The 26,365-nt window shown below is 47.2% G+C and carries 22 protein-coding genes; 19 read left to right on the top strand and 3 right to left on the bottom strand.

Features of this window, described 5'->3' with window-relative positions:
• The 13 genes from FYJ65_RS09505 to FYJ65_RS05970 all read left to right on the top strand — a co-directional run.
• Positions 1–225, top strand: a 225-nt coding sequence (locus FYJ65_RS09505; RefSeq protein ID WP_206157327.1) for a hypothetical protein, incomplete at its 5' end; no start/stop codon positions are given.
• 164 nt (positions 226–389) lie between these two features.
• Positions 390–902, top strand: coding sequence for a helix-turn-helix domain-containing protein (locus tag FYJ65_RS05915; protein ID WP_154554431.1), 513 nt, complete (start codon positions 390–392; stop codon positions 900–902).
• Positions 903–1,086: 184 nt separating this feature from the next.
• Positions 1,087–2,304 (top strand): iron-containing alcohol dehydrogenase, encoded by a 1,218-nt coding sequence (locus FYJ65_RS05920; protein WP_154554432.1) that lies wholly within the window; start codon positions 1,087–1,089, stop codon positions 2,302–2,304.
• A 262-nt stretch (positions 2,305–2,566) separates the two neighbouring features.
• Positions 2,567–3,376 carry an aminotransferase class IV gene (locus FYJ65_RS05925; protein WP_154554433.1) on the top strand — a complete coding sequence of 270 codons (810 nt, stop codon included), beginning with the start codon at positions 2,567–2,569 and terminating at the stop codon, positions 3,374–3,376.
• 33 nt (positions 3,377–3,409) lie between these two features.
• The gene (locus tag FYJ65_RS05930; protein ID WP_154554434.1) at positions 3,410–3,862 is read left to right on the top strand and encodes a C-GCAxxG-C-C family protein; all 453 of its coding nucleotides are present in this window, start codon (positions 3,410–3,412) and stop codon (positions 3,860–3,862) included.
• A gap of 116 nt (positions 3,863–3,978) precedes the next feature.
• Positions 3,979–5,133, top strand: a complete 1,155-nt coding sequence (locus FYJ65_RS05935) for a double-cubane-cluster-containing anaerobic reductase (RefSeq protein ID WP_154554435.1) — start codon at positions 3,979–3,981, stop codon at positions 5,131–5,133.
• Positions 5,134–5,192: 59 nt separating this feature from the next.
• Positions 5,193–5,945 (top strand): acyl-CoA dehydratase activase, encoded by a 753-nt coding sequence (locus FYJ65_RS05940; RefSeq protein ID WP_154554436.1) that lies wholly within the window; start codon positions 5,193–5,195, stop codon positions 5,943–5,945.
• Between the two features lie 237 nt (positions 5,946–6,182).
• Positions 6,183–6,914: a CpsB/CapC family capsule biosynthesis tyrosine phosphatase gene (locus tag FYJ65_RS05945; protein WP_154554437.1), complete on the top strand. Its 732-nt coding sequence runs from the start codon at positions 6,183–6,185 to the stop codon at positions 6,912–6,914.
• A gap of 44 nt (positions 6,915–6,958) precedes the next feature.
• Positions 6,959–7,981, top strand: coding sequence for an LCP family protein (locus FYJ65_RS05950; protein WP_154554438.1), 1,023 nt, complete (start codon positions 6,959–6,961; stop codon positions 7,979–7,981).
• Positions 7,982–8,044: 63 nt separating this feature from the next.
• A complete protein-coding gene (locus tag FYJ65_RS05955) occupies positions 8,045–8,848 on the top strand; it encodes a YveK family protein (protein ID WP_154554439.1) in 804 nt (267 codons plus the stop codon).
• On the top strand, positions 8,849–9,556 hold the full coding sequence (locus tag FYJ65_RS05960) for a CpsD/CapB family tyrosine-protein kinase (protein WP_154554440.1): 708 nt from the start codon (positions 8,849–8,851) through the stop codon (positions 9,554–9,556).
• Positions 9,504–10,190 (top strand): hypothetical protein, encoded by a 687-nt coding sequence (locus FYJ65_RS05965; RefSeq protein ID WP_206157328.1) that lies wholly within the window; start codon positions 9,504–9,506, stop codon positions 10,188–10,190. The genes FYJ65_RS05960 and FYJ65_RS05965 overlap by 53 nt, the downstream gene beginning before the upstream one ends.
• A 174-nt stretch (positions 10,191–10,364) precedes the next feature.
• The gene (locus FYJ65_RS05970) at positions 10,365–12,356 is read left to right on the top strand and encodes a polysaccharide biosynthesis protein (protein WP_235898213.1); all 1,992 of its coding nucleotides are present in this window, start codon (positions 10,365–10,367) and stop codon (positions 12,354–12,356) included.
• A gap of 776 nt (positions 12,357–13,132) precedes the next feature.
• Here FYJ65_RS05970 and FYJ65_RS05975 read toward each other — a convergent pair.
• Entirely contained in the window at positions 13,133–14,101 is a 969-nt protein-coding gene (locus FYJ65_RS05975; protein WP_154554442.1) for an aldo/keto reductase, read from the bottom strand.
• Between the two features lie 187 nt (positions 14,102–14,288).
• On the opposite strand from FYJ65_RS05975, the gene FYJ65_RS05980 reads away from it, so the two are divergent.
• The gene (locus FYJ65_RS05980; RefSeq protein WP_206157329.1) at positions 14,289–16,112 is read left to right on the top strand and encodes a fibronectin type III domain-containing protein; all 1,824 of its coding nucleotides are present in this window, start codon (positions 14,289–14,291) and stop codon (positions 16,110–16,112) included.
• Positions 16,113–16,273: 161 nt separating this feature from the next.
• Positions 16,274–17,614, top strand: coding sequence for an acetyl-CoA hydrolase/transferase family protein (locus tag FYJ65_RS05985; RefSeq protein ID WP_287795620.1), 1,341 nt, complete (start codon positions 16,274–16,276; stop codon positions 17,612–17,614).
• Between the two features lie 83 nt (positions 17,615–17,697).
• Here FYJ65_RS05985 and FYJ65_RS05990 read toward each other — a convergent pair whose 3' ends face one another.
• Positions 17,698–21,276: a transglycosylase domain-containing protein gene (locus FYJ65_RS05990; RefSeq protein ID WP_206157330.1), complete on the bottom strand. Its 3,579-nt coding sequence runs from the start codon at positions 21,274–21,276 to the stop codon at positions 17,698–17,700.
• A 102-nt stretch (positions 21,277–21,378) separates the two neighbouring features.
• Positions 21,379–22,836, bottom strand: a complete 1,458-nt coding sequence (locus FYJ65_RS05995; RefSeq protein WP_154554445.1) for a zinc-binding metallopeptidase family protein — start codon at positions 22,834–22,836, stop codon at positions 21,379–21,381.
• A gap of 172 nt (positions 22,837–23,008) precedes the next feature.
• Here FYJ65_RS05995 and rpmB point away from each other — a divergent pair, with 172 nt between their 5' ends.
• The 4 genes from rpmB (at position 23,009) to rsmD (ending at position 26,359) form a co-directional block, all read left to right on the top strand.
• Positions 23,009–23,200, top strand: coding sequence for a 50S ribosomal protein L28 (gene rpmB / locus FYJ65_RS06000; RefSeq protein WP_154554446.1), 192 nt, complete (start codon positions 23,009–23,011; stop codon positions 23,198–23,200).
• A 127-nt stretch (positions 23,201–23,327) separates the two neighbouring features.
• Positions 23,328–23,747 (top strand): hypothetical protein, encoded by a 420-nt coding sequence (locus tag FYJ65_RS06005; RefSeq protein WP_154554447.1) that lies wholly within the window; start codon positions 23,328–23,330, stop codon positions 23,745–23,747.
• 4 nt (positions 23,748–23,751) lie between these two features.
• Positions 23,752–25,788, top strand: coding sequence for an ATP-dependent DNA helicase RecG (gene recG / locus FYJ65_RS06010; protein ID WP_206157331.1), 2,037 nt, complete (start codon positions 23,752–23,754; stop codon positions 25,786–25,788).
• The gene (rsmD, locus tag FYJ65_RS06015; protein ID WP_277672405.1) at positions 25,778–26,359 is read left to right on the top strand and encodes a 16S rRNA (guanine(966)-N(2))-methyltransferase RsmD; all 582 of its coding nucleotides are present in this window, start codon (positions 25,778–25,780) and stop codon (positions 26,357–26,359) included. Before recG ends, rsmD begins: the two co-directional genes overlap by 11 nt.
• Positions 26,360–26,365: the final 6 nt, after the last annotated feature.

The raw sequence follows: 26,365 nt of genomic DNA on the forward strand, positions 1-26,365 counted from the left end.
ACTATCCACTTCCATCAAATGAAAAAGACAGCGCAACTGTTTTGCAAAAGTAACTTCTTGTCTGGATTTGCAAATTTAAAATCCAGTGCTGCCATAACAAAAGCAGAACTTACTTTTTCAATTCAGGAGCCTTCAAGCTGCTATGTGAACCGGGTTCGAAACCTCTTCTGTTTACCATCATCCTCTATTTTCACCTCGCTTGTTGTGCAAAAGTGTGCTCAATAGGGCAATCTGCATAACTTTTCACACTAACTACACAAACAGAGGCACTGACGATTCTAATTGTCGCGAAATAAAACCTCGTGTGAAATGGTGCTAAGTCTACCGATGGTTCATTCCATTTGGGAAAGAAATTCACTATTATGGAACCGAACATAAGGAGGAAATCTATGAATCAAGAAAAAACTGGGGCGTTTATTGCGGAACTTCGAAAAGAAAAAGGCCTTACCCAAGCACAACTTGCGGAGCGTTTCGGCCTTTCCAATAAAGCGGTATCCAAATGGGAAACCGGGAAAAGTCTGCCTGATGCATCCATCATGATTGACTTGTGTGACTTTCTCGGCATTACCGTAAACGAACTGTTAAGTGGTGAGAGAATTCGCGTAGAAGACTACATGGAAAAAGCGGAAGAGACGATTGCGAGTGTAGTTCGAATATCACAGGAGGAAAAAGTTGCTACCTTGAAAGAACTTCGAAACCGGGGATTATATTCAATCGTCATTGGGATGATTCTATTCGTCGCAGCCATTTACGCATCCTATGTTCTTAATGAACATCGAATCTATGGATTACCTCAGGCGGCGACAATGGGGATGCTCGGCTTCATCGGATTGATTATTTCAAATGGAATGGTATCCATGTGGAAAAGCAATCGCCTATTGAAGGAATTTAAGAGTAAGTAGTGCAGTTCTGGGAGAGGAATGAAAGTTTTTTTACCGTCGTGAAAGTGTTCTTTATAATATACAAACAAATTCTCCAAAAGACTTGATTATAAATTACGAAACCGTTATACTTTTGTCAGAAATTGATAAATAAATATCAAGTTCAAAAAGGACTTTATTTCCGGTAATAGAGGTAGAAAATAAAATGCAAAGATTTACTAACCCAAGAGACATTTATCATGGCAAAGGTGCACTGGAAGTGCTGAAACAATTTGAAGGAAGGAAAGCAGTTATCTGTGTGGGCGGCGGCTCCATGAAGCGTTTCGGTTTCCTGGACAAAGCAAAGAGTTATCTGGAAGAGGCCGGAATGGAAGTTCGTGTATTTGAAGGAATCGAACCGGATCCATCCGTTAAGACCGTAATGAAGGGTGCGGCATTTATGCAGGACTTTGGTCCGGATTGGATTGTAGCAATTGGCGGCGGCTCTCCAATCGATGCGGCGAAAGCAATGTGGATTAAGTATGAATATCCGGAAGTAACTTTCGAGGATATGTGCGTGGTATTCGGACTGCCAAAGCTGCGCACCAAGGCAAAATTCTGTGCGATTTCTTCCACATCCGGAACAGCGACGGAAGTTACCGCATTCTCCATCATCACAGACTACGAAAAGGGAATTAAATATCCAATCGCCGACTTTGAGATTACCCCGGACGTTGCAATCGTGGATCCGGAGCTAGCAGAGACCATGCCGAAGAAGCTGGTAGCTCATACCGGAATGGATGCGCTGACCCATGCGATTGAAGCTTTTGTATCCACAGTTCACAGTGATTTCACCGATGCACCGGCAATCCGTGCAATCGAGCTGATTCAGGAGAACCTGATCGATTCCTACAATGAAGATATGACCGCTCGCGACAGCATGCACAACGCACAGTGCCTTGCCGGCATCGCGTTCTCGTCCGGCCTGCTGGGCATCGTACACTCCATGGCTCACAAGACTGGTGCTGCATTTGCGGACTACGGTTCCCATATCATCCACGGTGCGGCGAATGCAATGTATCTGCCAAAGGTTATCGCTTACAATGCGAAGAATGAAGAAGCTAAGAAGAGATATGCCGTAATCGCAGACTACATGCACCTTGGCGGAACCACCGAAGATGAGAAGGTTGCCGCTCTGATTGAATACGTTCGCGGAATGAACGACAAACTGAACATCCCGCACTGCATTAGGAACTACGGCGGCGACAGCTATCCGACCGAACAGGGCTTCGTACCGGAAGATGTATTCCTGGAAAGACTCCCGGAAATCGCTGCAAACGCAATTCTGGATGCCTGCACCGGTTCCAACCCGAGACAGCCGAGTCAGGAAGACATGGAAAAACTGCTGAAGTGTTGCTACTACGACACCGAAGTAGATTTCTAGAATGCGTTGTATAATTCGAGACAACTTAATTCAAAATAGTCACTAGCAGAAAAGAACCTCCGCATTTCAATCCAATGCGGAGGTCCTTTTCTGCTATTATCACTTATAAAACAAAATGCACTCGCCCCGGGCCGAACCGATCTTCCTGAGGGCGGACGTTATGCGGATAGCTGCACGCAGTGATGACATATTTTTGAAATATACGAGCGAATAGGCTATAATAATAAAGTTCGAGAAAAAAATTCAGAGAGAAGATTGCATTATGAATGAAAGAAATATTGTTATTGTAAATGGGAATTTGTGTGATGCGTCAGAGTACGATGCCCTGATTAATTCCCAGGAAGCGTATGCGTACGAAGTGATTCGGGTCATTGAGGGAAAACCGCTTTTCCTGGAGGATCACCTGGAGAGGCTGAAGAATACCCTGGCGGGAATCGGGATGCAATGTGATTTTACGGCGGAGTCGCTTCGGGCGGATTTCGGGCGCCTTTGCACGGCGAACGGTGTTTCGTCGGATAACGTGAAAATCATCATTTGGGAGGACACGGTGTGCATGATGTTTACCGGGGCCACCTATCCCAGCGAAGAGATGTATCGTGACGGCGTGGGCGTAGGGGTTCTGGCGGCGGTTCGGGAGAACCCACAGGTGAAGATCAGCAACTTCTGGCTGCGGGAATTCGCCAATCGCATGATTGCGGAGAACGGGTTTTTCGAGGTGATGCTGGCAAATCGGAAGGATTGCATCACGGAGGGCAGCCGATCCAATATGTTCTTCATTAAGGACGGCGTTGTGGTGACCAGTCCGGCCGAGGGCGTTCTTCTGGGAATTACTCGTAAAAGAATCATTTCGGTGTGCGAGGAGAGCCGGGTGCCCATCGAATATCGGGAGATTCCGCGGAAGGACCTGGGGGATTTCGATGCGGCGTTTATCAGCGGAACGTCGCCGAATGTACTGCCGATTCGCTTTGTGAAAGATGAGGATCGGATGATAGAATATGATGTGAATGATGGAACTCTGAGACGCGTGATGGCGCTGTACGACTCGGAGATTGCCGGATACCTTGGATGTTAAGAAAGCTGTTTTTAGAGAGTACAGGAGGACGTTATGAATAAGGCAGACCGAGCGGAAGAATTATTCCGCAAAGGATACAACTGCAGCCAATCGGTATTTGTGGCTTTTGCAGAGGAACTTGGAATGAGTGAGGAAGAGGCGGCGAGAATGGCATCTCCCTTCGGTGCGGGTTTCGGCAAGCTCCGGGAAGTGTGCGGGGCCGTCTCCGGAATGACGATGGCAGCCGGTGTTCTTCGGGGATACTCCGACCCGGCAGATGCGCAAGGGAAAAAAGCACTGTATGCGCTGGTGCAGAAGATGTGCCGGGAATTTGAGGAGAAAGAGGGATCCCTCATCTGCCGCGAGCTGCTGGGACTGAAGAAGGGACAGGATTTGGAGGAGCCGGCGGTGAGAACCGAGGAGTATTACCGGAGCCGCCCTTGCGTGGGCGCCTGCCGCACTGCGGCGGAAATCGCAGAGAAATATTTGCAGAAAGAGAATGGTTAAGATACAAAAAATTAATCTAAGCACACATTTATATTGAAATCGTGAATTTGACTTCACTTTTTTCGGCGATTACAATGATCAGGGAATTTGTATCATCTGAGAAAGGATTGAATAATATGCCTAATTTAGAATTACCGAAGTCATTTGACGAATTTGTGGATGCGAGAAAAGCCGGCTTCATTCACGTAAAAGATTACGTGGAAAACGGCGGACATCTAGTCGGAATCTTCTGTTCCTACACTCCGCTGGAACTGTTCGATGCGGCCGGCGTATGTGCGATTGGTCTGTGCGGAACCAGCAATGAGCCGATTGCGGATGCGGAGAAGGTGCTTCCGAAGAATCTATGTCCACTGATTAAAGCAAGCTACGGTTTTGCATATACGGACAAATGCCCGTATACCTACTTCTGCGACTTTATCGTTGGCGAAACCACCTGCGACGGGAAAAAGAAGATGTTTGAACTGCTCAACGACATCAAGGAAACCTACGTAATGCAGCTTCCGCAGGGTCAGAAGAGAGCGTATGCGAAGGATATCTGGTACGAAGAAGTCAAACTCCTGAAAGAAAAGCTGGAAGAAAAATACGGTGTGGAAATTACCGACGAAAAGCTGAGAGAGGCGGCCGGAAAGAGAAACGCCCTGAGAAGAACTCAGCTGGAGCTGTACGCACTTCAGGGAATGAATCCGCCGGCATTGAAATCCACCGAGGTGATGTCCACCCTCGCTCAGGGACTCTTTCACTTCGGCGTGGATGCACAGCATGCAACTTACCGGGCAAGGGTCGATGCGGCAAAAGCAGCATATGAAGCGGGAGAAAGACCGGTTTCCGAGAAGGCCAAGAGAATTCTCCTGACCGGCTGTCCATCCACCGGTGTTATTCAAAAGGTGGGCGTTACCATTGAGAACAACGGCGGCGTAATCGTCTGTCTGGACGACTGCGGCGGTGAACGTACCACAAAGATGATGGTAGACGAGGATGCGGACGATATTCTGAGAGCGATTTCGGACCGTTATCTGGAAATCCATTGTTCCGTTATGACCACCAATGAGGGCCGTATCGAGAACACAAAGGAAATGTGCAAGAAGTATAACGTGGACGGCGTGGTAGAACTGGTACTTCAGGCGTGCCACACCTTCAACGTGGAAGCAACCCGTATGCAGGAGATGTGCGACGAAGAAGGAATTCCGTACATGAAGCTGGAAACGGATTACTCCACAACCGACAGCGGTCAGATTGAAACAAGACTTGCAGCGTTCCTGGAAATGTTATAGACTTTCAATAGCATCACAAAGAGCAAGATTTCTCTTGCTCTTTTCTATAGGAGAAAAATATGTATCAAGTAGGAATAGATATCGGCTCCAGTGCCGCCAAGGTGGCTGTAATCAAGGATGACGAAGTGGCAAAAACAATGCTGCTGGACACCGGGTTCAGCAGCCGAAAGGTGGCAGACAAAATCTATGAGTCATTAGCGTCCGAAGGAATTACCAAGGACAATGCGAAATACGTGGCCACCGGATACGGCCGGGTTTCCGTTCCGTATGCGGACAATGTGGTAACGGAAATCACCTGTCACGGAAAAGGCGCAGACTACCTGTTCAAGGAAAACGGAACGGTAATCGATATCGGCGGACAGGACACCAAGGGAATTTCTCTTAAGAGAGGGCGCGTCATGAAATTTATCATGAACGACAAATGCTCCGCGGGAACCGGCAAATTCCTGGAGGTTATGACCGGCCGGCTGGGATTGACATTGGAAGAATTGTCGGACTTGGCAAGAGAAGGAAATGAGATTTCTATCAGCTCCATGTGCACCGTGTTTGCGGAATCGGAAGTGATCAGCTTGATTGGAAAGGGGACACCGAGAGCGGATATTGCGTTTGGCGTAATCGAATCCGTCATCAACAAGGTAGTAGCATTAATTGCCCAAGTGCCGGCGGATAAATACTTCCTCACCGGCGGACTGTGCGAGGATGACTATGTGCGGGAGCGCTTGGAGCTGGCATTAAATGCGCCGGTAAAGAGCACACCGCTGGCAAGATATGCCGGAGCCATCGGTGCTGCAATTCTGGCAGCGGAGGAATAACTGATTAAAACGGAAAAATGAAACCGGCATCTGAGGGGGATGCCGGTTTTGCATGAGAAAAAGCACAGATTTATCTTTTTAAATTAGCCTTTCTCTCTGTACAATAACAAAAAAAATAACAAATAAACTACAGGTAGAATCCTTTGATACCATAGGTACATTGACATCATAAAGAATAGCATGTAAAATAAAAATACGAAAATGCATATGAATTTTCTTTGCAAAAAGGAGAGGGATATGATTGATTTTCATTGTCATGTTTTGATGGGCATTGATGATGGAAGCCGAAATTTGGAAACCTCCGCATCTATGTTGGAGGCATCGAAAACGCAAGGGGTGCAGCAGATTGTGTGTACACCCCATTTTGATGCGGCCAAAGATCGGATGGAAGAATTCCTGATAAACCGGGATCACGCATTTCAAGTACTTCAGAAATGGATCGATGCGTCGGACGCAGTTGACATTCGGCTATATCCGGCTGCAGAGGTCTTTTTTTTCCGCCACATGAGCGAAGTGAAGGATCTGAAGAAGCTGACCATCCGGGGTACAAACGTGTTGCTTTTGGAAATGCCCTTTGATGTCTGGGAGGATTCCTACATAAGCGAGATTGAAGACCTGTGCCGCGAATATCGAGTGGTGCTGGTTCATTTAGAACGGTATATGAACTTCAAGAATCGAAAGTATATTCGAAAGGTAATTGAAATGACGCATCGGCTGCCGCTGTACGTTCAGATTAATTGTCGATCGGTTGCAGAAGGATCGATGCGAAAAAAACTCATCAAGATGTTTCGGAACGGAGAGGCTCATTTCCTAGGGAGTGATTCTCATAACATGACTCGCCGGCCGCCGAACATGGACAGCGGTATGAAGGCGTTGGAAGACAGCCTGGGAACGGCTTTTGTGAAACAGCTGAAAGCGCAGAATCGGAAGTTTCTTCAGGATGCTCGGGACGAAGGGCACGATAAGTAAGAAATAGAATAGAACAAACAGATATACAGGTATGGAGTGAGTGGATGAACGATAGGAACCGAAAGGCAAAATTAAACAAAAAATCCATGGTGATGATCGGCGCAGCATTTTTGATAGTTCTGGCGGTGGCCGCCCTTATGTACTATATGGATCACCGGTCCACCGGTACAAGCGAGGGCTCCGGCAAAAAGGTCTACACCATTGACGGGGAGGAATGTTACAAAAAACAGAACATCGAGACGTACCTGTTCCTCGGTGTGGACGCTGCCGGCGACAGTAAAAATACGAAGCAGAAAAAGAATCAATCCGTTCAATGCGATTCCGTGATTCTTCTGGTAATCGATCGGGTGAACAAAAACTTTGCCATTCTGCCGTTAGATCGGGATGCGATGGTATCGTTGGAGATCCCGGACGAAGATGGAAACATACTGGGCGAGAATACCATGCAGCTGGCATTAGCCTATGCCTACGGAGACGGCAAAGAACAGAGCTGTGAGCTGGCCGAGGATGCGGTTTCCGGACTGCTGCACGACCAGCGCATAGATGGATACGTGTCTTTGAGCATGGACGCTATCGGCACGGTGAACCACCTGGTGGGCGGTGTGGATGTTACGGTAACGGATGATTTTGCCGGAGAGAGCGGCCTGGCAAGCGGTCAGACCGTACACCTGTCGGATGCTCAGGCGGAAACCTTTGTGCGCGGACGAAAGTCTGTCGGGGACGGCACCAACGAAAATCGAATGAACCGGCAGCAGACCTACATCGAGGCGCTGTATCCGGCGGTGATTGACCATGCAAAGCAAGACAATAATTTTGTTTCAAACGCCCGCAAAAAGTTGGACAAGTACATGGTCACGAATATGACGGATTCGGATTTCAGCAAGATTATCGAAGCACTTTCCTCCGATAAAAGAATAAACGTATCGGATATCAAGTATTCCCGTACAATCAACAAGGATACCGGTTATGCGGAAGTGGAATACGACGAGGGGAGTCTGGAGAGCGTGATTAAGAAACTTTTCTACGAACCGGTGGAAGAGTGGCCGGATGATTCGGACGAGGAATAATTTCAAAAGATACGGAAAGAAAGATATTGAGAGAGAACAGTTACGGAAGGAGTACACAGACAGATGACAGAGAAAACGATTGCGGAATCGTCGAGAAGGGGGAATGAGGTACGAGAAGATGAAATCGATCTTCTGATGCTGGCATCTCATTTCCTGGAACATGCGAAATTTATCATTGTAAGTTTATTTATCGGGGCATTTCTTTTCGGTGCCGTATCGATGTTTTTAATTCATCCGAAGTATGAATCCACGGCGAAGTTGTATATCATTTCCGCTTCCAAGGGTTCTATTGTGGATTTAACAGACTTGAATGTAGGTACTACTTTAACAGCGGATTACGAAGAACTGATTATTAGTGAACCGGTGGCGGAACAGGTTATTAAGAATCTGAAGCTGAAGGAAACTCCGGAAAAACTATTAAAGAAGATTTCCATCTCCAATCCGCAGGATACTCGTGTACTGTACATTACCGCTACAACGGAATCTCCGTCCGAGAGTATGAAGCTGGCCAATGAATTCATGGATGTCTCCTTGAAATACCTTCCGGATACCATGAGCACGAATCCGCCGAATGTGGCACAGCGTGCGAAGATGCCGGATAAGAAATCCGGACCGAGCAACAGCCGGAATACGCTGATTGGCGCGCTCCTTGGTTTTATCCTGGCATGCGGAATTCTGACCGTACAATATCTGAAGGATGATACCATTCACTCGGCAGAGGAATTCGAAAACTACTTCGGAATTATGCCGATTGCATCCATTCCGGAAGGAAGCGGAGACCTGTTTGACAAGGAAGAAGAAGGCAAAAAGCGAGAAAAACGAAAGGGACGGAAACGCCGTTCGAAGAAAAATGGAGGTGCAAGATAAATGAAAAATTTAAATATAGAATTACCGGCACTTCCGTACATGATGGAAGAAGCGTTTAAGAAGCTGAAAATCAATTTTCAGTTTGTGGGAAATGATACGAAGAAAATTCTGATTACCAGTAGCATTCCCAACGAGGGAAAAAGTTTTGTGGCGGTGCAGCTGTGGCAGATGCTGGCGGAATCCGGAAGCAAAACCCTGTTCCTGGATTTGGATATGAGAAATTCAGTGCTGATCAAGCGGCTGAATATGGAGTTTGAGGACGAGAATCCGGTGGGCATCGATTACTACCTTTCCGGACAGTGTGAATACGAGGACGTCATCTACAAGACCAACGTGGAGCACGGCGATTTCATTCCGTGCATCAACCTGTTGGAAAATCCGACATCGTTGATTGAGGATCATCGGTTTGAAGAGCTGCTGGATCGGCTCAGCAAGGAATATCGATATATTATCATCGACTCCGCTCCTTTGGTGGCGGCAGCGGATGCCAATGTCATTGCGACAATGAGCGATGGGGCGGTATTCGTGGTACGAAACGAATACACATCCCGGAAGTTAATTCGAACATCCATTCAGCAGCTGGAGCAGATTCACTGCAAATTGCTGGGGGTCGTATTGAATCGGGAATCCGTTTCGTCCAAGTCCTACGGGAAATATGGCTATTACGGTTATGATGGCTATTATGGAGGAGACCGGGAAGACAAATAGTGGATACGGTTATCAGATTACGTGGCGAATCGTTAATGATAATAATATAAAGAAAGGAGATTTTAGCTTGAAGAGACTTAAGTTAATTTTGTTAACGGCTATTCTTGCATTTACCATGGTAATGCCTTCGTTCGCTTTTGCGGCAGTGGACAGTCCGGCGAAGAACCCGACTTACACCGCAGTTGTAAAGGGTGCGAATTCCAAGACCTACGATGGAAAGTCTGCTGTAGTAAAGGTATACGTAATTACCGATGACGGTAGCGACAACATTAAGACGGAAGTAAAAACTATTACAACCCCTGTTAATGCCGGAACGTATAAATATACATTTAACGGCAAGACTGTGTACTACACCATCAAGCAGGCAAAGAACGTAGTATCTGTTACAAAGAACAAGACTTACACCAAGAAGCAGCTCAAAAAGAAGGGCAAGAGCTTCCAGATTAAGACGAAGAGCAAGAACAAGGGTAAGGTAACTTACAAGAGTTCTTCCAAGTATGTCAAGGTAAGCAAGAAGGGCAAAGTTACTATTTCCAAGAAGGCAAAGAAGGGTACTTACAAGATCAAGGTTACCGTTGCGGCAAAGGGCAACTACGGTAAGTGCGTAAAGTACATCAAGATTAGGGTAAAGTAATTATAAACAACCTTTTTACTTAAATACAGTTGCGAAATCTCCCCTCATTATTCTGGCCACGAAGAATATTCCGGGGGAGGTTTCGGCGGTTGTAATGAAATTTAAAAACAATAAAAATAGGAAGCAACACAGTACATTTTTACAATAGACATATTTTTGCGGGGGGGAGCGAAAATGCAGCAGAAAAAAGAAACAAGAAGACCATTCATCGAACATTGGCAAGTAATTAAAGCCATGTTGGTTATATACGACGTTATTTCAATTGCGGCAGCTTATTTCATCGCATTGCTGCTGCGGTTTGATTTTCATTATTCCGAAATTCCGTACGAATATCTTTCTCCGTACAAGAAGTATATCCCGTTCTACATTGTAATATGTGTCATAATCTATGCCGGAATGCGGCTCTATCGAAGCATTTGGCGATTCGCCAGCTACGATGAACTGTTGCGGGTGGTGAAATCTACCGGATTATGCGTACTGGTTCACGCAGCATTTGCGATTACTGTTCGCATGCCGATTTCTTACTATTTAATGGGACTAACGCTTCAGTTCGGGTTTACAATCGGTATTCGTTTTGCATATAGATTCATTCTTCTTTTACGATCTGATAAATACAAGAAGAGTCATAAGGTGAAGAACGTATTGGTAATCGGTGCCGGGAAAAGCGGATCCATGGTTATCCGAGAACTGAATACCACCAAACATCTGAACGACGAACCGCGATGCATAATCGATGATAATCCAAATAAATGGGGACGATTCATCGACGGGGTTCTGGTGTTCGGCGGCAGAGACCGCATTCTGGAAGCGGTGGATCAATTTAACATCGACAAAATCTATCTGGCAATTCCGTCTGTATCGCCGCAGATTCGGAGAGATATTTTGAACATTTGCAAGGAGACGGACTGCGAGTTGAAGAGCCTTCCGGGAATCTACCAAATCGCTAACGGAGAAGTATCTCTGTCGAAGATGCGTAAAGTGGAAATTGAGGACTTGCTGGGCAGAGATCCCATTAAGGTCAACCTGGATGATATTTGCAGCTATATTGAAAAGAACGTAGTTCTGATCACCGGCGGCGGCGGATCCATCGGATCGGAGCTGTGCCGGCAGGTTGCCGCACACAACCCGAAACAATTGATTATTTTCGATATATACGAGAACAACGCATATGATATTCAGCAGGAATTGATTAAGAAATATCCGGATTTGAACCTGGTAACGCTAATCGGTTCGGTTCGAGATAACAGAAGAATTTTCCAGGTGGTCGAGCAGTATCACCCGAATATCGTATTCCATGCGGCGGCCCACAAACACGTACCGTTGATGGAGGGCAGTCCGTGCGAAGCGATTAAAAACAATGTCATCGGTACCTACAATACCGCATTTGCGGCAATGATTCATAACGTCGATAAATTTGTGCTGATTAGTACGGACAAAGCGGTAAACCCGTGCAATATCATGGGCGCCACCAAGCGATTGTGCGAGATGATTGTGCAGGCCTTCGACCATTTGGTGAAGACGGGCAAAGCGGATGAAGCACCGCAGCTGTTCTGCAATCCGATTCTCAAAAAATGGGCGTCGACGCCGGAGAAGGATGAACAGCTGCGCCAAAGCAAGACGGAATTCGTTGCAGTACGGTTCGGCAATGTACTGGGCAGTAACGGCTCCGTGATTCCGCTGTTCAAGAAGCAAATTCTTGCCGGTGGTCCGGTTACCGTCACCCATCCGGATATCATTCGTTACTTTATGACAATTCCGGAGGCGGTCAGCCTGGTGCTTCAGGCCGGATGTTACGCCCACGGCGGCGAAATCTTCGTGTTGGACATGGGCGAGCCGGTAAAAATAGATACGTTGGCACGCAACCTCATCCGTCTGTCCGGACTGAAACCGGATGTGGACATCAAAATAGAGTACACCGGTCTCCGTCCGGGGGAAAAGCTGTATGAAGAGAAGCTCATGGCGGAAGAAGGTCTTGAGAAGACGGACAACGAGCTGATTCATATCGGAAAGCCGATTCCCTTCGATGTGGAGTGGATGTTGGATCAATTGGAGCCTCTGATGGATGCGGCATATAAGAATAAGGATTATATCCGCGATTTGGTAGCGGATTTGGTAAGCACCTATCAGATTACTGACGAGAATCGGATGGTAAAGGGTGCTCAGTAGGGCAAATACGAACCGGCATGGAAGCGAACTCCATGCCGGTTATTTGTTGAGCAAGAATTGATTTTCGGGCAGAAAAAAAGAGACTTTGTTCATTTTCACGAATAAGCCTCACAACACTCTTATTATACCACTAAAAAATTTTAAAATTAAGACTGTTTTTAAAATTCTTTCCGCGCTATTATATAGACAACAAAAGAAGAAGTCCAAAGAACCAAGCGACAAACCTAACGGTTTTGGATATAGAAGGGTGTATCTGAAAGACTTCGGAATCGGAGGAAAGACCAATGGGTAAGTTCGAAGGATAGCTGATCCGAAACAGCAAATTTAGTCGAAAGGAGGTTAGACCAAAGGAAAAATTTAGCAGACAGGCTGGTCTGAAATAAAGCCAATGAGCTTTCATTAAAAAATCGGGGAAGCAGAAAGTGGAGGTAAGACCAAAAGTAGATTAGAAAACGGTAACTGACCTACAACAGTAATCTATCACAGGGAGGACGGACCAACACACAGTCTTAGCAGATAGCTGATCTGAAACACAGCAAATAGCCAACGGCAGAAAGTAGAGGTTAGACCAATGGGTAACGTAAAGGAAGGTATCCGAAAGTAGAAAATCCGTAAATTGTGGCTGATTAAGCTAAAGTAAAAACGGTTGATACGATAGAGGACGGAAGTTAATTTTCAGGATATCAATAAAGAAAGAAGTGGAAAAGTTAATGAATATGAAAGAAGAGTGCTAGGAGCCAGGTGAAATGAGGATATGTCACCTGGCTCTTGTGGTGCTATAAGAAAATAATGGCCCGTACCGGGCATACCGGCGCACAGTAGCCGCAATGAACGCATTTCTTCGGATCGATTTCCGCCAGCCCATTCTCGTTCCAGAAAATTGCTTCACTGACGCAGCGATTTTTGCAGGTGCCGCACCCTTCGCAGTCGGACTGATCCACCATCAATCGCTTGTTCGAAACATCCGGTTGGTAGTCCGCAGAAAGGCGTCCGCTAAAGAATTCCACCGCTCGATCTACCTGTTCCGTGTCCGCCATCCCAATCATTACCGAGGTATTACCTGGGATTCCGGCAGCGTACTCCAGACAACTCCTGTAATCGTGAATCAAGTTTCCGCCCCCAAAAGCTTTCATGGTAAAAATACCCTTTCCCGCATCCGCACATTTCCGAATTGCCGCTTCCATCTCCTCTCGGGTTCCCGGTTCCAATCCTTTCCGAATGCCCATTCCATCTTGATTAATCAGCGTAAATACCACATCGCATTCTGAAATTGCGGCCATTTCCGCGCAAGCATCCACATGATGGGTGGAGATGCCGATTGCTTTTATAAGACCTTTGGCTTTCAAATCGCAGAGCGACCGCCATGCATCTTTCCTTGCATAGAAATCCTCTGTTCCGCGGACTTCATGAAGCAGGAAAAGATCGACTGCATCAATATCCAATTGTTCCAGGCATTCCAGAACGGCCGCTTCCGTTTCGGCATATCCTTCCTCTAAAGTCTTGCTGCAGATGATCGGAAAGTCCAGATCCCTTTGGCGGATTTCATCCAGTGCCGGCCGGAGATATCGATAGGTATCGTAATACTGAGCGGTATCCAGGAAATTAATGCCCTTTTCCACCGCGTGTACAATTATCCGGGAACCGGCTTCGATATCTAAATTTTTCTGGGAAAACCCCATCGTCAGGGTCCCCATACCTACGGGCGTGACGGAAATCCCCGTCCGGCCCAATATTTTTTTTACCATAAATACTCACCTTCTGAATGTAATAACCCTAGTATTATAGCACGAAATAGAAACGTCAGGGAATGGTATTGAAAAACACCGATTTTTCGTGGGTGGAATATAAGTTTCATCTATTGGTAAAGCGGTAAATTCTTCGATATATTGAATTATATAATGATTTTTTGAGATTCGGAAGGAGATGGACGAGATGATAAGAGGGGAAGGAAAAGGCTTCAAGAGGCGGAGCGTGGGCCGCATTGCAGTACTGGCCGCATTACTGGTGGGAATGCTGGGCGGCACGGTGTTCGGGGCGTCGACGGTTAAGAAATACCACGATATTCCGGCGTATCAGATGCGGGATGTGTACTCCCAGAAGCAGGTGAAAATCGGGCCGATTGATGTTTTTAATGGAAGATATAGTAGTGATAAACCGGTCGATTATGATGTCACTTTCACGATTTACAACAGCACCCTTCAGAAAATCGATCAGGTGGTGACTACGAAGGATGGAAAACTGCCGGAGCTGTCATTGACGGAGGGATTTAATTATATTTTTATGGTCTTGGATAATTCCAGATGGTATATGGCAAATCGGTACTATTGGGTTCATAAAGGAAATCTTTGTAACATAAAATCGTATGAACCAAATTTAAAAGAATTACAAAAAAGAAAAGGGGAGGATTATAAACCAACAGATAAAGAACGTGAGAATTGCTATGATAGAGTAAACAGCATTACTGTTATGCCATTCAATAATCAGTCAGATTCAACGGATCGACTAAATGGAAATAGAAATGATAACATCTATGTATACTACCAGGGAAAGGAAGCTGAGGCCGGAATTAATATTGTTTTTACCAGTGACAGAGAGACGGTAACGGCAAAAACGGATAAGTACGGAAGGGTGCAGCCGATTCTTCTGGAAGATGTAAACTATATGGTTTCGACGGATGATCCAAGGTATGAAATCGATCCATTTCCAATCGCAGTGAAAGATAAGAGTGAGTATAGTGACAGTAAAATTTGGTCGTATGTAAACAGATTTTTTTATGACCATTCCACCTGTCATCGCGTTGGCTTGAGATATCAGACATTTGACAAGGAAAAGCAAGAAATGATAACCGTAACGGATGAACCGATAACACTCTTGGACAAGGGGCAGGCTCATAAGCATGACAAGCCGCTTACCAGCCTTTCCGGCAACGTAACGGTGGAAGGCATGCAGTTCAAGGATATCGTGCTTCTGGACCGGAAGGTGAATCGGGATATTCCGGAACTGGGTGAAAAGGACTATCGGGTGATGGATATCACTACCGTGAACCCACACCGGGGCGAAATCTGCAAGCTGGCCAGTGGAGATTTCACGGTAACGACTTCGTCTTTTGGTCGGACCGTGGACAACGTCTACCGCATCGATGCCAACGGCGCGCTGCAGGAATGCGACTTTGAGCAGAAGAACGGTAAGGTGCGTTTCCATGTAAACGCGTTGCCGGCGGAATCCGTGGTTCTGGAATATTCCAATGAAATCAATCCGGTGCTGAAGCTTTCTGCCACCGCATACACATACAACGGCAAGGTTCGTAAGCCGAGCGTTGCGGTAAAAGCAGGGGAAAAGACGTTCTCCGCCTCCGAGTTCGCCGTGAAGTATTCCGGTGGCCGAAAGAACGTGGGCAAATACAGCGTGACAGTCACCATGAAGGGCAAATATACGGGCAAGAAGACCGTTACTTTCCGCATCAATCCAAAAGGGACAGCGGTGCAGAAGCTGACAAAGGGAAGAAAGCAGATGAAGGTGACTTGGAAGGCGCAGAAGACCCAGGTGAGCGGATATCGGATTCAGTACAGCACTTCTTCCAAGTTCAAGAAAGGTACTCACATCAAGACGGTGAAGAGTTATAAGACGAAATCGCTCAAGGTAAAAAAATTAAAGGCAAAGAAGAAGTATTACGTTCGGATTCAAACCTATAAGACGGTGGGTGGAATCAAATACTACTCCGGCTGGTCCAAGACGAAGAGCGTAAAAACAAAATAAATGGAGTGCATGGAGGCGGCTTCCGAGGCGGAGCCGCCTCTTCCTATGATTTTCTTTTTTGCATGTAAGAGGTACCGAAATATGCGTTATTGTAGCATTTCCTTCGATATGATAAAATAGTAACGTATCTATAAAGGGATTCAGAGAACGAGGAGGAGAACGTGAACGACTACAATAAGGAATATAACGCAAAACTCACCACCCCGGAAAAGGCGGTGAAGGTGATTAAAAGCGGTGACTGGGTGGACTACGGTTGCTTGCATGCGTATCCGGCGCTTTTGGACCGGGCACTGGCGGACCGCAAAGAGGAACTGGAAGACGTGAAGGTGCGAAGCCTGCTGATGCATGGCCCCCTTCATATTGTGGAGGAAGACCCGAATCAGGAGCATTTTACGTATAATTCGTGGCACATGGTTAAATTCGAACGGAATCTGTGCGACCGAGGCCTGTGTTATTTTATCCCGATGCTGTTCCGAAATCTGCCGGGATACTACCGCCGTTTCCTGGACGTTGATGTGGCCATGATGGCGGTCACACCGATGGATGAAGAAGGGTATTTCAATTTTTCCGTAAACAACGCAACAGCTCGTGCCGTGCTGGATACGGCGAAAGTAATCATCCTGGAGATTAACGATAAGCTTCCGAGACTGTTCGGAAAAGAGAATAAGGTGCATATTTCGGAAGTAGATGCCATTGTGGAAGGCGAACACCCGGATTTATTTGAAATCCCATCCGCTTCCGGCAGCGAAATCGATGAGTTGATTGCCAATCAGATTGTTTCACAGATGGAGGACGGTGCCTGCGTACAGCTGGGTGTGGGCGGTATGCCGGATTTGATTGGAAAGAAAATTGCCGAATCGGATTTGAAGAATCTGGGTGTTCACTCGGAACTGATTGTAAATGCCAACCTGGATATGTATAAGGCGGGCAAAATCACCAACTCCAACAAGACCGGCGAGATGAAGGGAAAGACCGTCGGCGGACTGGTGTACGGAACAAAGGAGCTGGTGGAATGGACGGCAGAAAATCCGGACGTAATGATTTGTCCGATGGACTACGTGAACGATGTGAACATTATCCGAAGTCTGGATAAGTTTACATCGATTAACAGCTGCGTCGGAGTGGATTTATTCGGTCAGATTAGTTCTGAGTCCGCAGGAACTCGTCATATCAGCGGAACCGGCGGACAACTGGATTTCCTTACCGGAGCCTACGATAACCCTACGGGAAAGAGTTTTATCTGTATGCCGTCTTCTCGCGTGGATCGAAAGGGTGTGCGCCATTCCAACGTACATGCCACGTTCCATGGGGATATCATTACGGATCCGAGAAGCCAGAGCTATCAGTTGGTGACCGAATACGGAATGGTGAACCTTGCCGGACGTTCCACTTGGGAGCGGGCCGAAATGCTGATCAGTGTTGCTCACCCGGATTTCCGGGAGGAGCTGATTCAGTCCGCGGAAGAAATGAAAATCTGGCGCCGAAGCAATAAGCTGAAGTAGGGGAGGAGAAACCGTTTCTCAACACAGCATAAAAAAGAAGTGTATCTCGTTTTTCGCGAGATACACTTCTTTTGTTCTAAAGATTAATCATCATCGTCGTCGTCGTGATCGTCGTGAGAACTCTTTTTCGATGATGCCGCTTTCTTCTTGGCAGCGGCGGCTTTTCGTTGAGCCGCTTCACGTGCTCGATCGGCAAAGTAGGTGGAACGTCCGCTTTCCGTTCCCTTGGTATAGTATTCGCCGTTGACGTGAGTTACGTCACTTGGTTGGGATTTATAATGTCCCTTCTTCGCTTTCGGAATCTGGTTCATAATCTTTCCCCACAGAGCTGCAGCCGGTCCGGACATGGAAGTGAGCTGCATGTTCACGTCGTTTCCGATCCACAGCGCTGCCGCGTAGGATGGGGTGAATCCATCGAACCAAATATCGAACTCGCTGGAGGTCGTACCTGTTTTACCACCGGCCTGTACGCCGCTGATTCCGGCCGGGGATCCGATTCCCTGGCTGACAACGGATTTCAGCATGTCTGTCATGACAAAGGCAACGCCTTCATCCAGCACCTTTGAGGATTCAGACTTGCTGGTGAGCAGTACCTTTCCGTTGCGGTCGGTGACCTTGGTATATGCAATGGAGGATTGACGCACACCGCCATTCGGGAATGCCGCATAGGCTTGTGCCATCTCTAGCGGAATAACACCGTTGGTGAGACCACCCAGAGCCAATGCTGCCGGGTTCAAGTCGTTGGTACCGCCTTCCCGGTCTAAAGTGGTGATTCCGAATTTCTCCACAAGATCGGCAATGTACTCCGCACCGACCTGGAGTTCCAGCTTAACGGCGCAGACGTTGATGGAATTTTGCAATGCCTTTCGCATCGTTACCGCACCACTGAAGGAGTTGCTGGCGTTCTGCGGCCAGGTCTGTCCGTTAAAGGTCATTCGTTCATCCACAATAACGGAGGACGCGGTCAGGTAATCGCCATAATACTTGCTGCCTTGTCGGTCATGGCCGGTATCCTTGAACGGGAATTTCTTTCCTTCGGATGCCAGGTCATAACTCTTCTGGAGTGCGCCCGAATATACGGAAATCGGCTTGATGGAGGATCCGGACTGACGCGGATTCAGTGCTCTGTTGTAAAGCTGACGTCCTTGCTGTTTTCGTCCGCCTACCATCGCCTTAATCTTACCGGTTCCGACCTCTACGATAACCATGGATGCCTGCGGCTCGATGGTTTTCTCCGGAAGGGTATAGGCATTCTCGGTGATGGTTGCCGTGTTCTTGCCCAGTTTAATCCAATCCGGATACTTCTTGAAGAATTTAGCAGAGATGACAAGATTATCGTTGTCATCCATGCTCTTGTATTTCTCCGGAATATTGATGTATCCGCCGTTATACATGTAGAGCTTGCCGCCTTCATTCACGTAAGTCGGTTTGAACTCCAAACTGTAACCGGCACTGGTGTTGTAGATGTTCAAGCGGTAGCCGGATTTGATGGTCAGAGAACCGTCCTCGTTAACTTTGCATTCCTGGCTTTTCAGCTTAAATTCATTCTTGCTGTTAAAGAAGTTGCGGTAGGAATACAACATAATTCCGCCGCCGGAATTGATGATATTTCCGTTTCCGTCGGTGCTGTAACCGGCGATAGACGGGAAGTTGGAATCCTTATTGAATTCTTTTACGATCATTGCCTGGGCATGGGAGTCTACCGTGGAGTAGATGTTCAAACCGCCGGTGTATACCAAATCCGTTGCCTTGTCTTCGGAATAATCGTACTTCTCCATCAGATCCTGAATAACTTCATCCAACAGGTATTCATGGAAGTAGGAATATTTGCTGGCCTTGTTGGAAAGCTGTGCATTCAAGAACTTCGTCAGCTTCTGTCCCTTGGCTTTGTTGTACTGGTCTTCGGTGATGTAACCCTGATCCTTCATCAGCGCCAGACAGGTTTCCCGGCGATTCTTGGATTCGTCGTTAGCAACGTATTTGTTCGGACGTTTTTTGATGATGGTATCGTTGTCATCCGGTGTTTCACCGCTACCCAGCATTTGAACCAGTGCGTAGCTGTCCGGTGCCTGCGGAAGAGCTGCCAGAGAAGCGCACTGTACCAGCGATAAGTCTTTCGGCTTCTTTCCAAAATAAGATTCGGATGCCGCTTCGACACCGTAGTTACCGAAGCCCAAATAAATGGTGTTCAGGTAGGCTTCGACGATTTCCTTCTTCGAGAGCTTTCTTTCGATTACAGCAGCGTAGTACATTTCCAGCACTTTACGCTTGATGCTTCGGGTACTCATGGTTTCCGGCAGATAGACGTTACGCGCCAACTGCTGGGTAATGGTACTGGTACCGCTGATTTTTCCGGAGCCGGTGATGGACTGGAACACCGCACCAATCATACGAGTCCAGTTGAAGCCGTGGTGCTTCCAGAAGGTTTTGTCTTCCAGTGCAACAAAGGCGTTTACCAGGTTTTCCGGCATATCTTCATATTTGCAGATTTTCCGGTCCTGCGTGTAGTAGGCCGAATCCACTGCTCTGCCTTCATCATTGTAGATGACAGAACTCTGCTGGATATTGTCGTAGATGTTCACCGGATCAATTTTCGGGGCCTTTGTAATAATCACAAAGGAATAACAGATGAAAATCATGACACAGAGAACACCGGCGAGGATAATATCTCGGAAAAGATGGAAGAAGCTGAATTTCTTCGGCTTATTCTTGATGTGCTTTCCTTCTTTCACTATAGTCTCTCCTTGAGAGGAATCGTAATCCGGATTCTCCACGAAAAGAGAAAGGAAACGAGCAGCGCGTTTGCCTTTCTTCTGGCGAGCAGCCTTCTTTTCCTGGCGAGTTAATTTCGGTTCCTTTATTTCTTTGACATCTGCTGCGTCGTCTTCCAGAAGAACATCGGAAACGGCGGAGATTTCCTTGCTTCGAATCAAGTCTTCCGAAGAAACTTCGTCCGGTTCTGTTTCTTCGGCATCGTGTGAATTTCCCTCATCGTGTGGATTTTCATCCGCATTTTCTTCTGACTCGGCAGGCTCCTCCGTCGGAGGCGCTTCCGTTTCTGTTTCGGCTGTGTCATCAGCCTCAATCACATCATCATCGGAAAGGGGAAGGCCGGTATCATCCGGTTCCGTATCAGTATCGTCAATGACCTCCAGTGGTGTTACATCCTCTGTGGCATTTTCTTCTAATTCTTTGGAGACATCTTCTTCAGCATCGGAGTCCGGGCATTCCGATGCGCCATCTTCAATCGGCTCCTCGGCATCTGCCGCTGCAGTTTCGCTTTCAGATGATATCAATGAATTAGCGTAGGCTGCACCTGCTGCCGCATCGGAGCTCTCCAAATCGGCATCCGAGGCAATGTCGTCGTTTAGATCTTCCAGATTCAAATCCGTCTCATCGGAATTGCGGGAATCGATGCTTTCGAAATCGAAATCGTCTGCTTCCGAAGGTGGGGCATCCGTTTCAGGTTCTTCATCTACAAGCTCCGGTTCCAATTCCGTTTCTGAAGGAGTCGATTCTGCATTCAAGGATTCTTCCGGATCGTCAATCAAGAAGGACGAGATATCCGTATCATCCTGAACTTCTTCGTCGGCGCCGAACTGAGAAAGATATTCTTCTACTTCTAAATCTTTGTCAGTCCGCTGATCGTTGTCTTTTTGCATGTTATATCCTCCCATAAAGATATTCCATTATATCATAATATGGATACATCTTGTAGCTTTTTTGAATTTAAAAACAAGATGATTGATTCGATTCGGTGTTCGTTAGAATCCAAAAATGTTTCGGTCCATTATCGGACTGTTCAGAATGCCGTTGGCAATTTTTGCGGCGGTCTTGTCCGTAATCTGCAGATGAATTCCATCCATGTTCCGATTCTTAGCGGAAAGGAACGTCAGAATTGTGAAACCGCAATCCGGCTTTTCCGGAATCGTTGCATCGACGGTGGAAACGTCATTGGCTTTGTTATATGCATCCTGAATCAATTGGAATAATTCGTTTTTCGTATTCTCATAAGGAGAATCGGTGATTGTTGTATTGATTTTCACGTCGGACAACTCAGCAGCGTTGAGGTTTTCTTTTACAATCTGCTTAAGATATTTGTCGTTCATGCCCATCGTATTAAGTCGGAGGTTCAGCGTGGAGGAATCTGCACTGAGATTCTGAATGCTGTTGATGCCGAAGATATCTTTCTCCTTGTATCCTTCCGGGACGTTGTCCTTGTCAAAGCGGTAGGTGCCGTTTTTGAAGGTGTAGAGGAAGGTGATCAAGCGATTTACCGCTTTCTTGGAATAGGCCGTGCTCGGCAACTGTTCCGTAAGCTCCTTGTATTCATAGTAGGAATCCGGAAAATCCTTCTTGTTGTCATCCTCGAAGTCCTCAATCCGGTCGTCCAAATAGGTGGTCACGGATTCCATCGAATAGGAATCAATTAGAATTGTGGCCTGAATTCCGGTAGGGGACATATTGCCGTTATTTTCGACCTTTACATCCGCCAGCTGGAAGGAAACGGATTTGCTCTTCAGATGCGTGAGAATGTTTCCCAGAAGCGAAATCGGGTTCGGTTGTGCGGCCGTAGATTGAGAAGGAACGCCGGTCGGAATGCCGCCGATTCGAATTCGGAGTGCGGAGTCGCACCGACGAGAAACCTTTTTATAAGGGATCGACACCGTCTGAAGGCTGTTCCCGAAAGAATTGCGGGAAATATAAGAAGATTCCCCTTGGGTCAGCAAGATAATTCGAGATTTCTTCGGAATATATTTTTTCGAAATATTCCGTGCGCCGGTGTGGTGATTGTTGTCATTATAAAAGAAGACAACGTTCACTTCGCCGTGGTTGAGCCCGTGCTTTGCGAAGTATTCCGCAACTGCATAGGCGGAGATGTCTTGCTGAAAAGTTTTGTTGTTGTATTCCATTGCCAGCACGGTGGTCGGAGTGTGTTTGTCCGCCTTGGAATTCGTCTTTCGGATAATCACATTCTTGTTGTCATCGATGGTAAACTTTACGTTATTCACATCGCACCAGTCGGTGAGCAGGTGGGTGATGCGGTCGGTGCTGTCAACATCTTCCATATGGCTCTCGATGGAGTCTCGCATGTTGCTCAGTTCTCTTTTATCCACGAGGTCGTACATTCGATTCAGGCGAGCGATGCTGTAGCTGAAGATTCCAATCACCACCGCGGCGAACACTGCGATACACAAAATGATTTTTTTCTTTTTTGTCATTGAATTATACCGTCTTTCCATATATAATTAACCGAATTCATTATAACCCGATTCAGCAGATTTTAAAAGTGAAAAAAATAAAAAAACTGTTGCAAGGGATTGTGAAAGTGTGCTATAATACTAATTGCGTCAAATGAGATGTAAATTTTTGAGAACAAAGGAGGTGCGGCAAATGTCCAGGAAATGTGAAGTTTGCGGTAAGGGACAGACTTCGGGAAACGCTGTTTCTCATTCGAATAGACACTCCAGAAGAAAATGGAATGCGAATATTCAGACAGTAAGAGTCAGTGAGAACGGTTCGGTCAGAAAGGCGAATGTTTGCACAAGTTGTCTGAGATCTGGCAAGGTTAACCGTGCCATCTAGTCCATACAGGCTGTGTAAAAGTCTTAAACGGATTTCCGTTTAAGACTTTTTTTATATGCAAATATTGTATGCAGAGCAATTGCGCTGTGATACAATTTATTCGATACGAGGTGAAGGAGGTTTCAATATGGCAACGATGTCGAAGAATGAATACGGTGTCATTTCCGTCGCGGGAAGTGCAATTACCCGGATGATTGTGGACAACCTTCTTTTTTTTGAAGATACCTTGCTGCCGTGCAATCGGAAAGGCAAGCTGCTTCGGAAGGGTATTTTTACCGGAAACCATGAGCTTGGAAATTCCGTCGAAATCCGGGAGAAGTCGGAAGGCATTCACGTGGATATTTTTGCGGTGGCGGCCGTTCACGGAACTTTGGTGGGAGCTTCCCAGCAATTGTTTAATATGGTGGAAGAAGATTTCGGCGTGCTGTGCCTGGAGAAACCGGCGGAAATTCGAATGAATATCATGGGCTTTCTGCCGGAGGGCGGGAAGCAGCCGGTGGGAAGAAAGTATACCTTGAGAAGAAGAAATGTACGGGAAAAAGAGTGACGGGATGCTGAAATTATCGGATGACATTGCCTCGGTTCGAGGTATCGGGAAGAAGAAAAAAGAGCTTCTCGGAAAGCTGGAAATCGCCACGGTACGGGATTTGATGGACCATTTTCCGGTGCGGTATCGGGATTGGCGGTGGAACTGGTTTTCCAAGGATTTGGAAGACGGCGGGGAGTATCGCGTTGCCGGAAAGCTGGAGCGAAAGAGGTTCAGCGCGTACGGCGGCCGAAACGGAAAAACCCCGATGCTGGAATGCATCTTTCGGGACGGATACGGTCAATACAAGGTGTGGTTCTACAATATGCCTTTCTTGGATAAAAATCTGCGGCTGAATAAAGGGTACGTTGTCTTTGGCAGATGCCGGAGACGGGGCTGGGACGATTTGCCGATTTTTGACAATCCGGAAATCTGTCCGGAAGGCAGTGCGAAGGATCTGGAGCGAAAGGGATATCTCCCGGTATACGGGTGTACGGCGGGCATTACCACCAATGATTTCAATCGGTGGATTAAGTATGCGCTGCAGGCGCTGGAATACGATGCGGAATGGATTCCGGAGGACGTGATTCGAAAGCGAAAACTCTGCACTGAAAAATATAAATACGAACACATTCATTTTCCGGAATCGCTGCAGGCGTATCGGATTGCTCGGTCGCGCTATATCTATGAAAATTTGTTTTTATACCAACTTGTCACGCAGTGGAATCGAGCGCAGCTCTGCCACGAGGCGGGGGATTCCTCGGTGGCGGAAACCGATCTGACACCGTTTTTGGAGGAGTTGCCCTTCGAGCTGACGGAGGGTCAGAAAAGTGCGGTGCGGGACATTCAGCAGGATTTGACCTCTTCAAGGCCGATGAATCGGTTGGTTCAGGGAGATGTGGGCTGCGGCAAGACGGCGGTGGCGGAGACGGCGTTGTACCGGGTGGCGGCGGCCGGCGGACAGTGTGCGTTCATGGCGCCCACAGAGATTCTGGCGCGGCAGCATCATGAGAAGCTGTCGAAGGATTTTGAGCCTCTGGGGATTCACTGTGTTCTGCTCATTAGCGCTTTGAGTGCACCGGAGAAGAAGAAGGTGCTTCAGGAAATTCAAGAGGGCACGGCCGATGTGGTGGTGGGAACGCATGCCATCATCCAGGAGAATGTGATTTTTCAGAACCTGGAACTGGTGATTACCGACGAGCAGCATCGATTTGGTGTGAATCAGCGGCGTTTGCTGATGGAGAAATCCCGAATTCCTAACGTACTGGTCATGTCCGCAACGCCGATTCCGCGGACGCTTCAGGCCACAGTGTACGGAGATATGGATTTTTCCATGATTCGGTCCAGACCGGCAGAGCGAAAGAGCATCATCACCCGGGTGGTGAATCACCGCTTGCGGTCGAAGGCGTATACTCAGGTGAAAAAAGAAGTTCAAGGCGGAAATCGGGCCTATATCGTGGCGCCGGCTATCGATGAAGGGGAAGAAATGGTTTCCGTGACAGCACTGTATCGAGAGGTAAAAAAATGGTTTTCCCCGGCGGTGGTGTCCGTGCTTCATGGAAGGATGGACCCTTCGGAAAAAGAACGAGTTATGGCGGAGTTCGCTGAAGGAAAGATTCAGGTTCTCGTATCCACGGTGGTAATCGAGGTGGGTATCGATGTGCCGGAAGCCACTGTGATGGTTATCGAGAATGCCGATCGGTTCGGACTGGCGCAGCTGCACCAGCTTCGAGGAAGAGTGGGGCGAAGCAATCGACAGTCCTACTGCTGGCTGGTAAACTACAGCGATTCGGAAGGTGCGGCGGATCGACTTCAGATTATGCAGGAGACGGATGACGGGTTCCTGATTAGTGAGGAAGATTATCGCCTTCGCGGACCGGGAGATGTGCACGGAACCATGCAGCACGGAAGCATGAGCATGTTAGGAGAATTTCTGAAATACGAACACATTCTTCAATATGCAAAAGAGGATGTGGAAGAGATGGATTTGCTTCATCTGGATGAAAACGTGCGAAACAAAATGAAGCAGTACCTTTGGGATAATTACGAGAATACGATATAAATATTGCTATAGAAAAAATAAGGAGCGTGAATCAATGAGAATTAATGCGGGAGATTATAAATTTCGAAAAATTGAGCTTCCGGCGGATATCCGGCCGACCACCGAGAAGGTTCGGGAGGCCATCTGCAGCATGGTGATGCCGTCAATTCCGGAGGCCAACGTTCTGGATCTGTTTGCCGGATCCGGGGTGCTGGGATTGGAACTGCTTTCCCGTGGGGCGGGTCATTGTCGGTTCAATGACTGTTCCAGAAAGCATGTTGCTATCGTTCAGGAAAACATCGACCACTGCAAGGCGAATGACAAGGCCACCGTATCCACGATGGATTTCCGAAAGTGCCTGGATTCTCTGCAGAAAAAAATGGATTTGATTATCCTGGATCCGCCGTACCGGGCCGGCTATTACGAAGAAGCAATCGAGAAAATAATGGAGAACGACCTCCTTGCGGAGGGAGGCTTAATTGTTGCAGAACATCTGTACGAAGAAACTCTTCCGGAGGAAATTGCCGGCCTGAAAAAGATGAAAGAGAAGAAGTACGGAACCATTGGAGTGGATATCTACACAAGAGCCTAAAATGGT

Origin of the sequence: Mogibacterium kristiansenii (genome assembly GCF_009695905.1) — a bacterium.
Taxonomy (GTDB): domain Bacteria; phylum Bacillota; class Clostridia; order Peptostreptococcales; family Anaerovoracaceae; genus Mogibacterium_A; species Mogibacterium_A kristiansenii.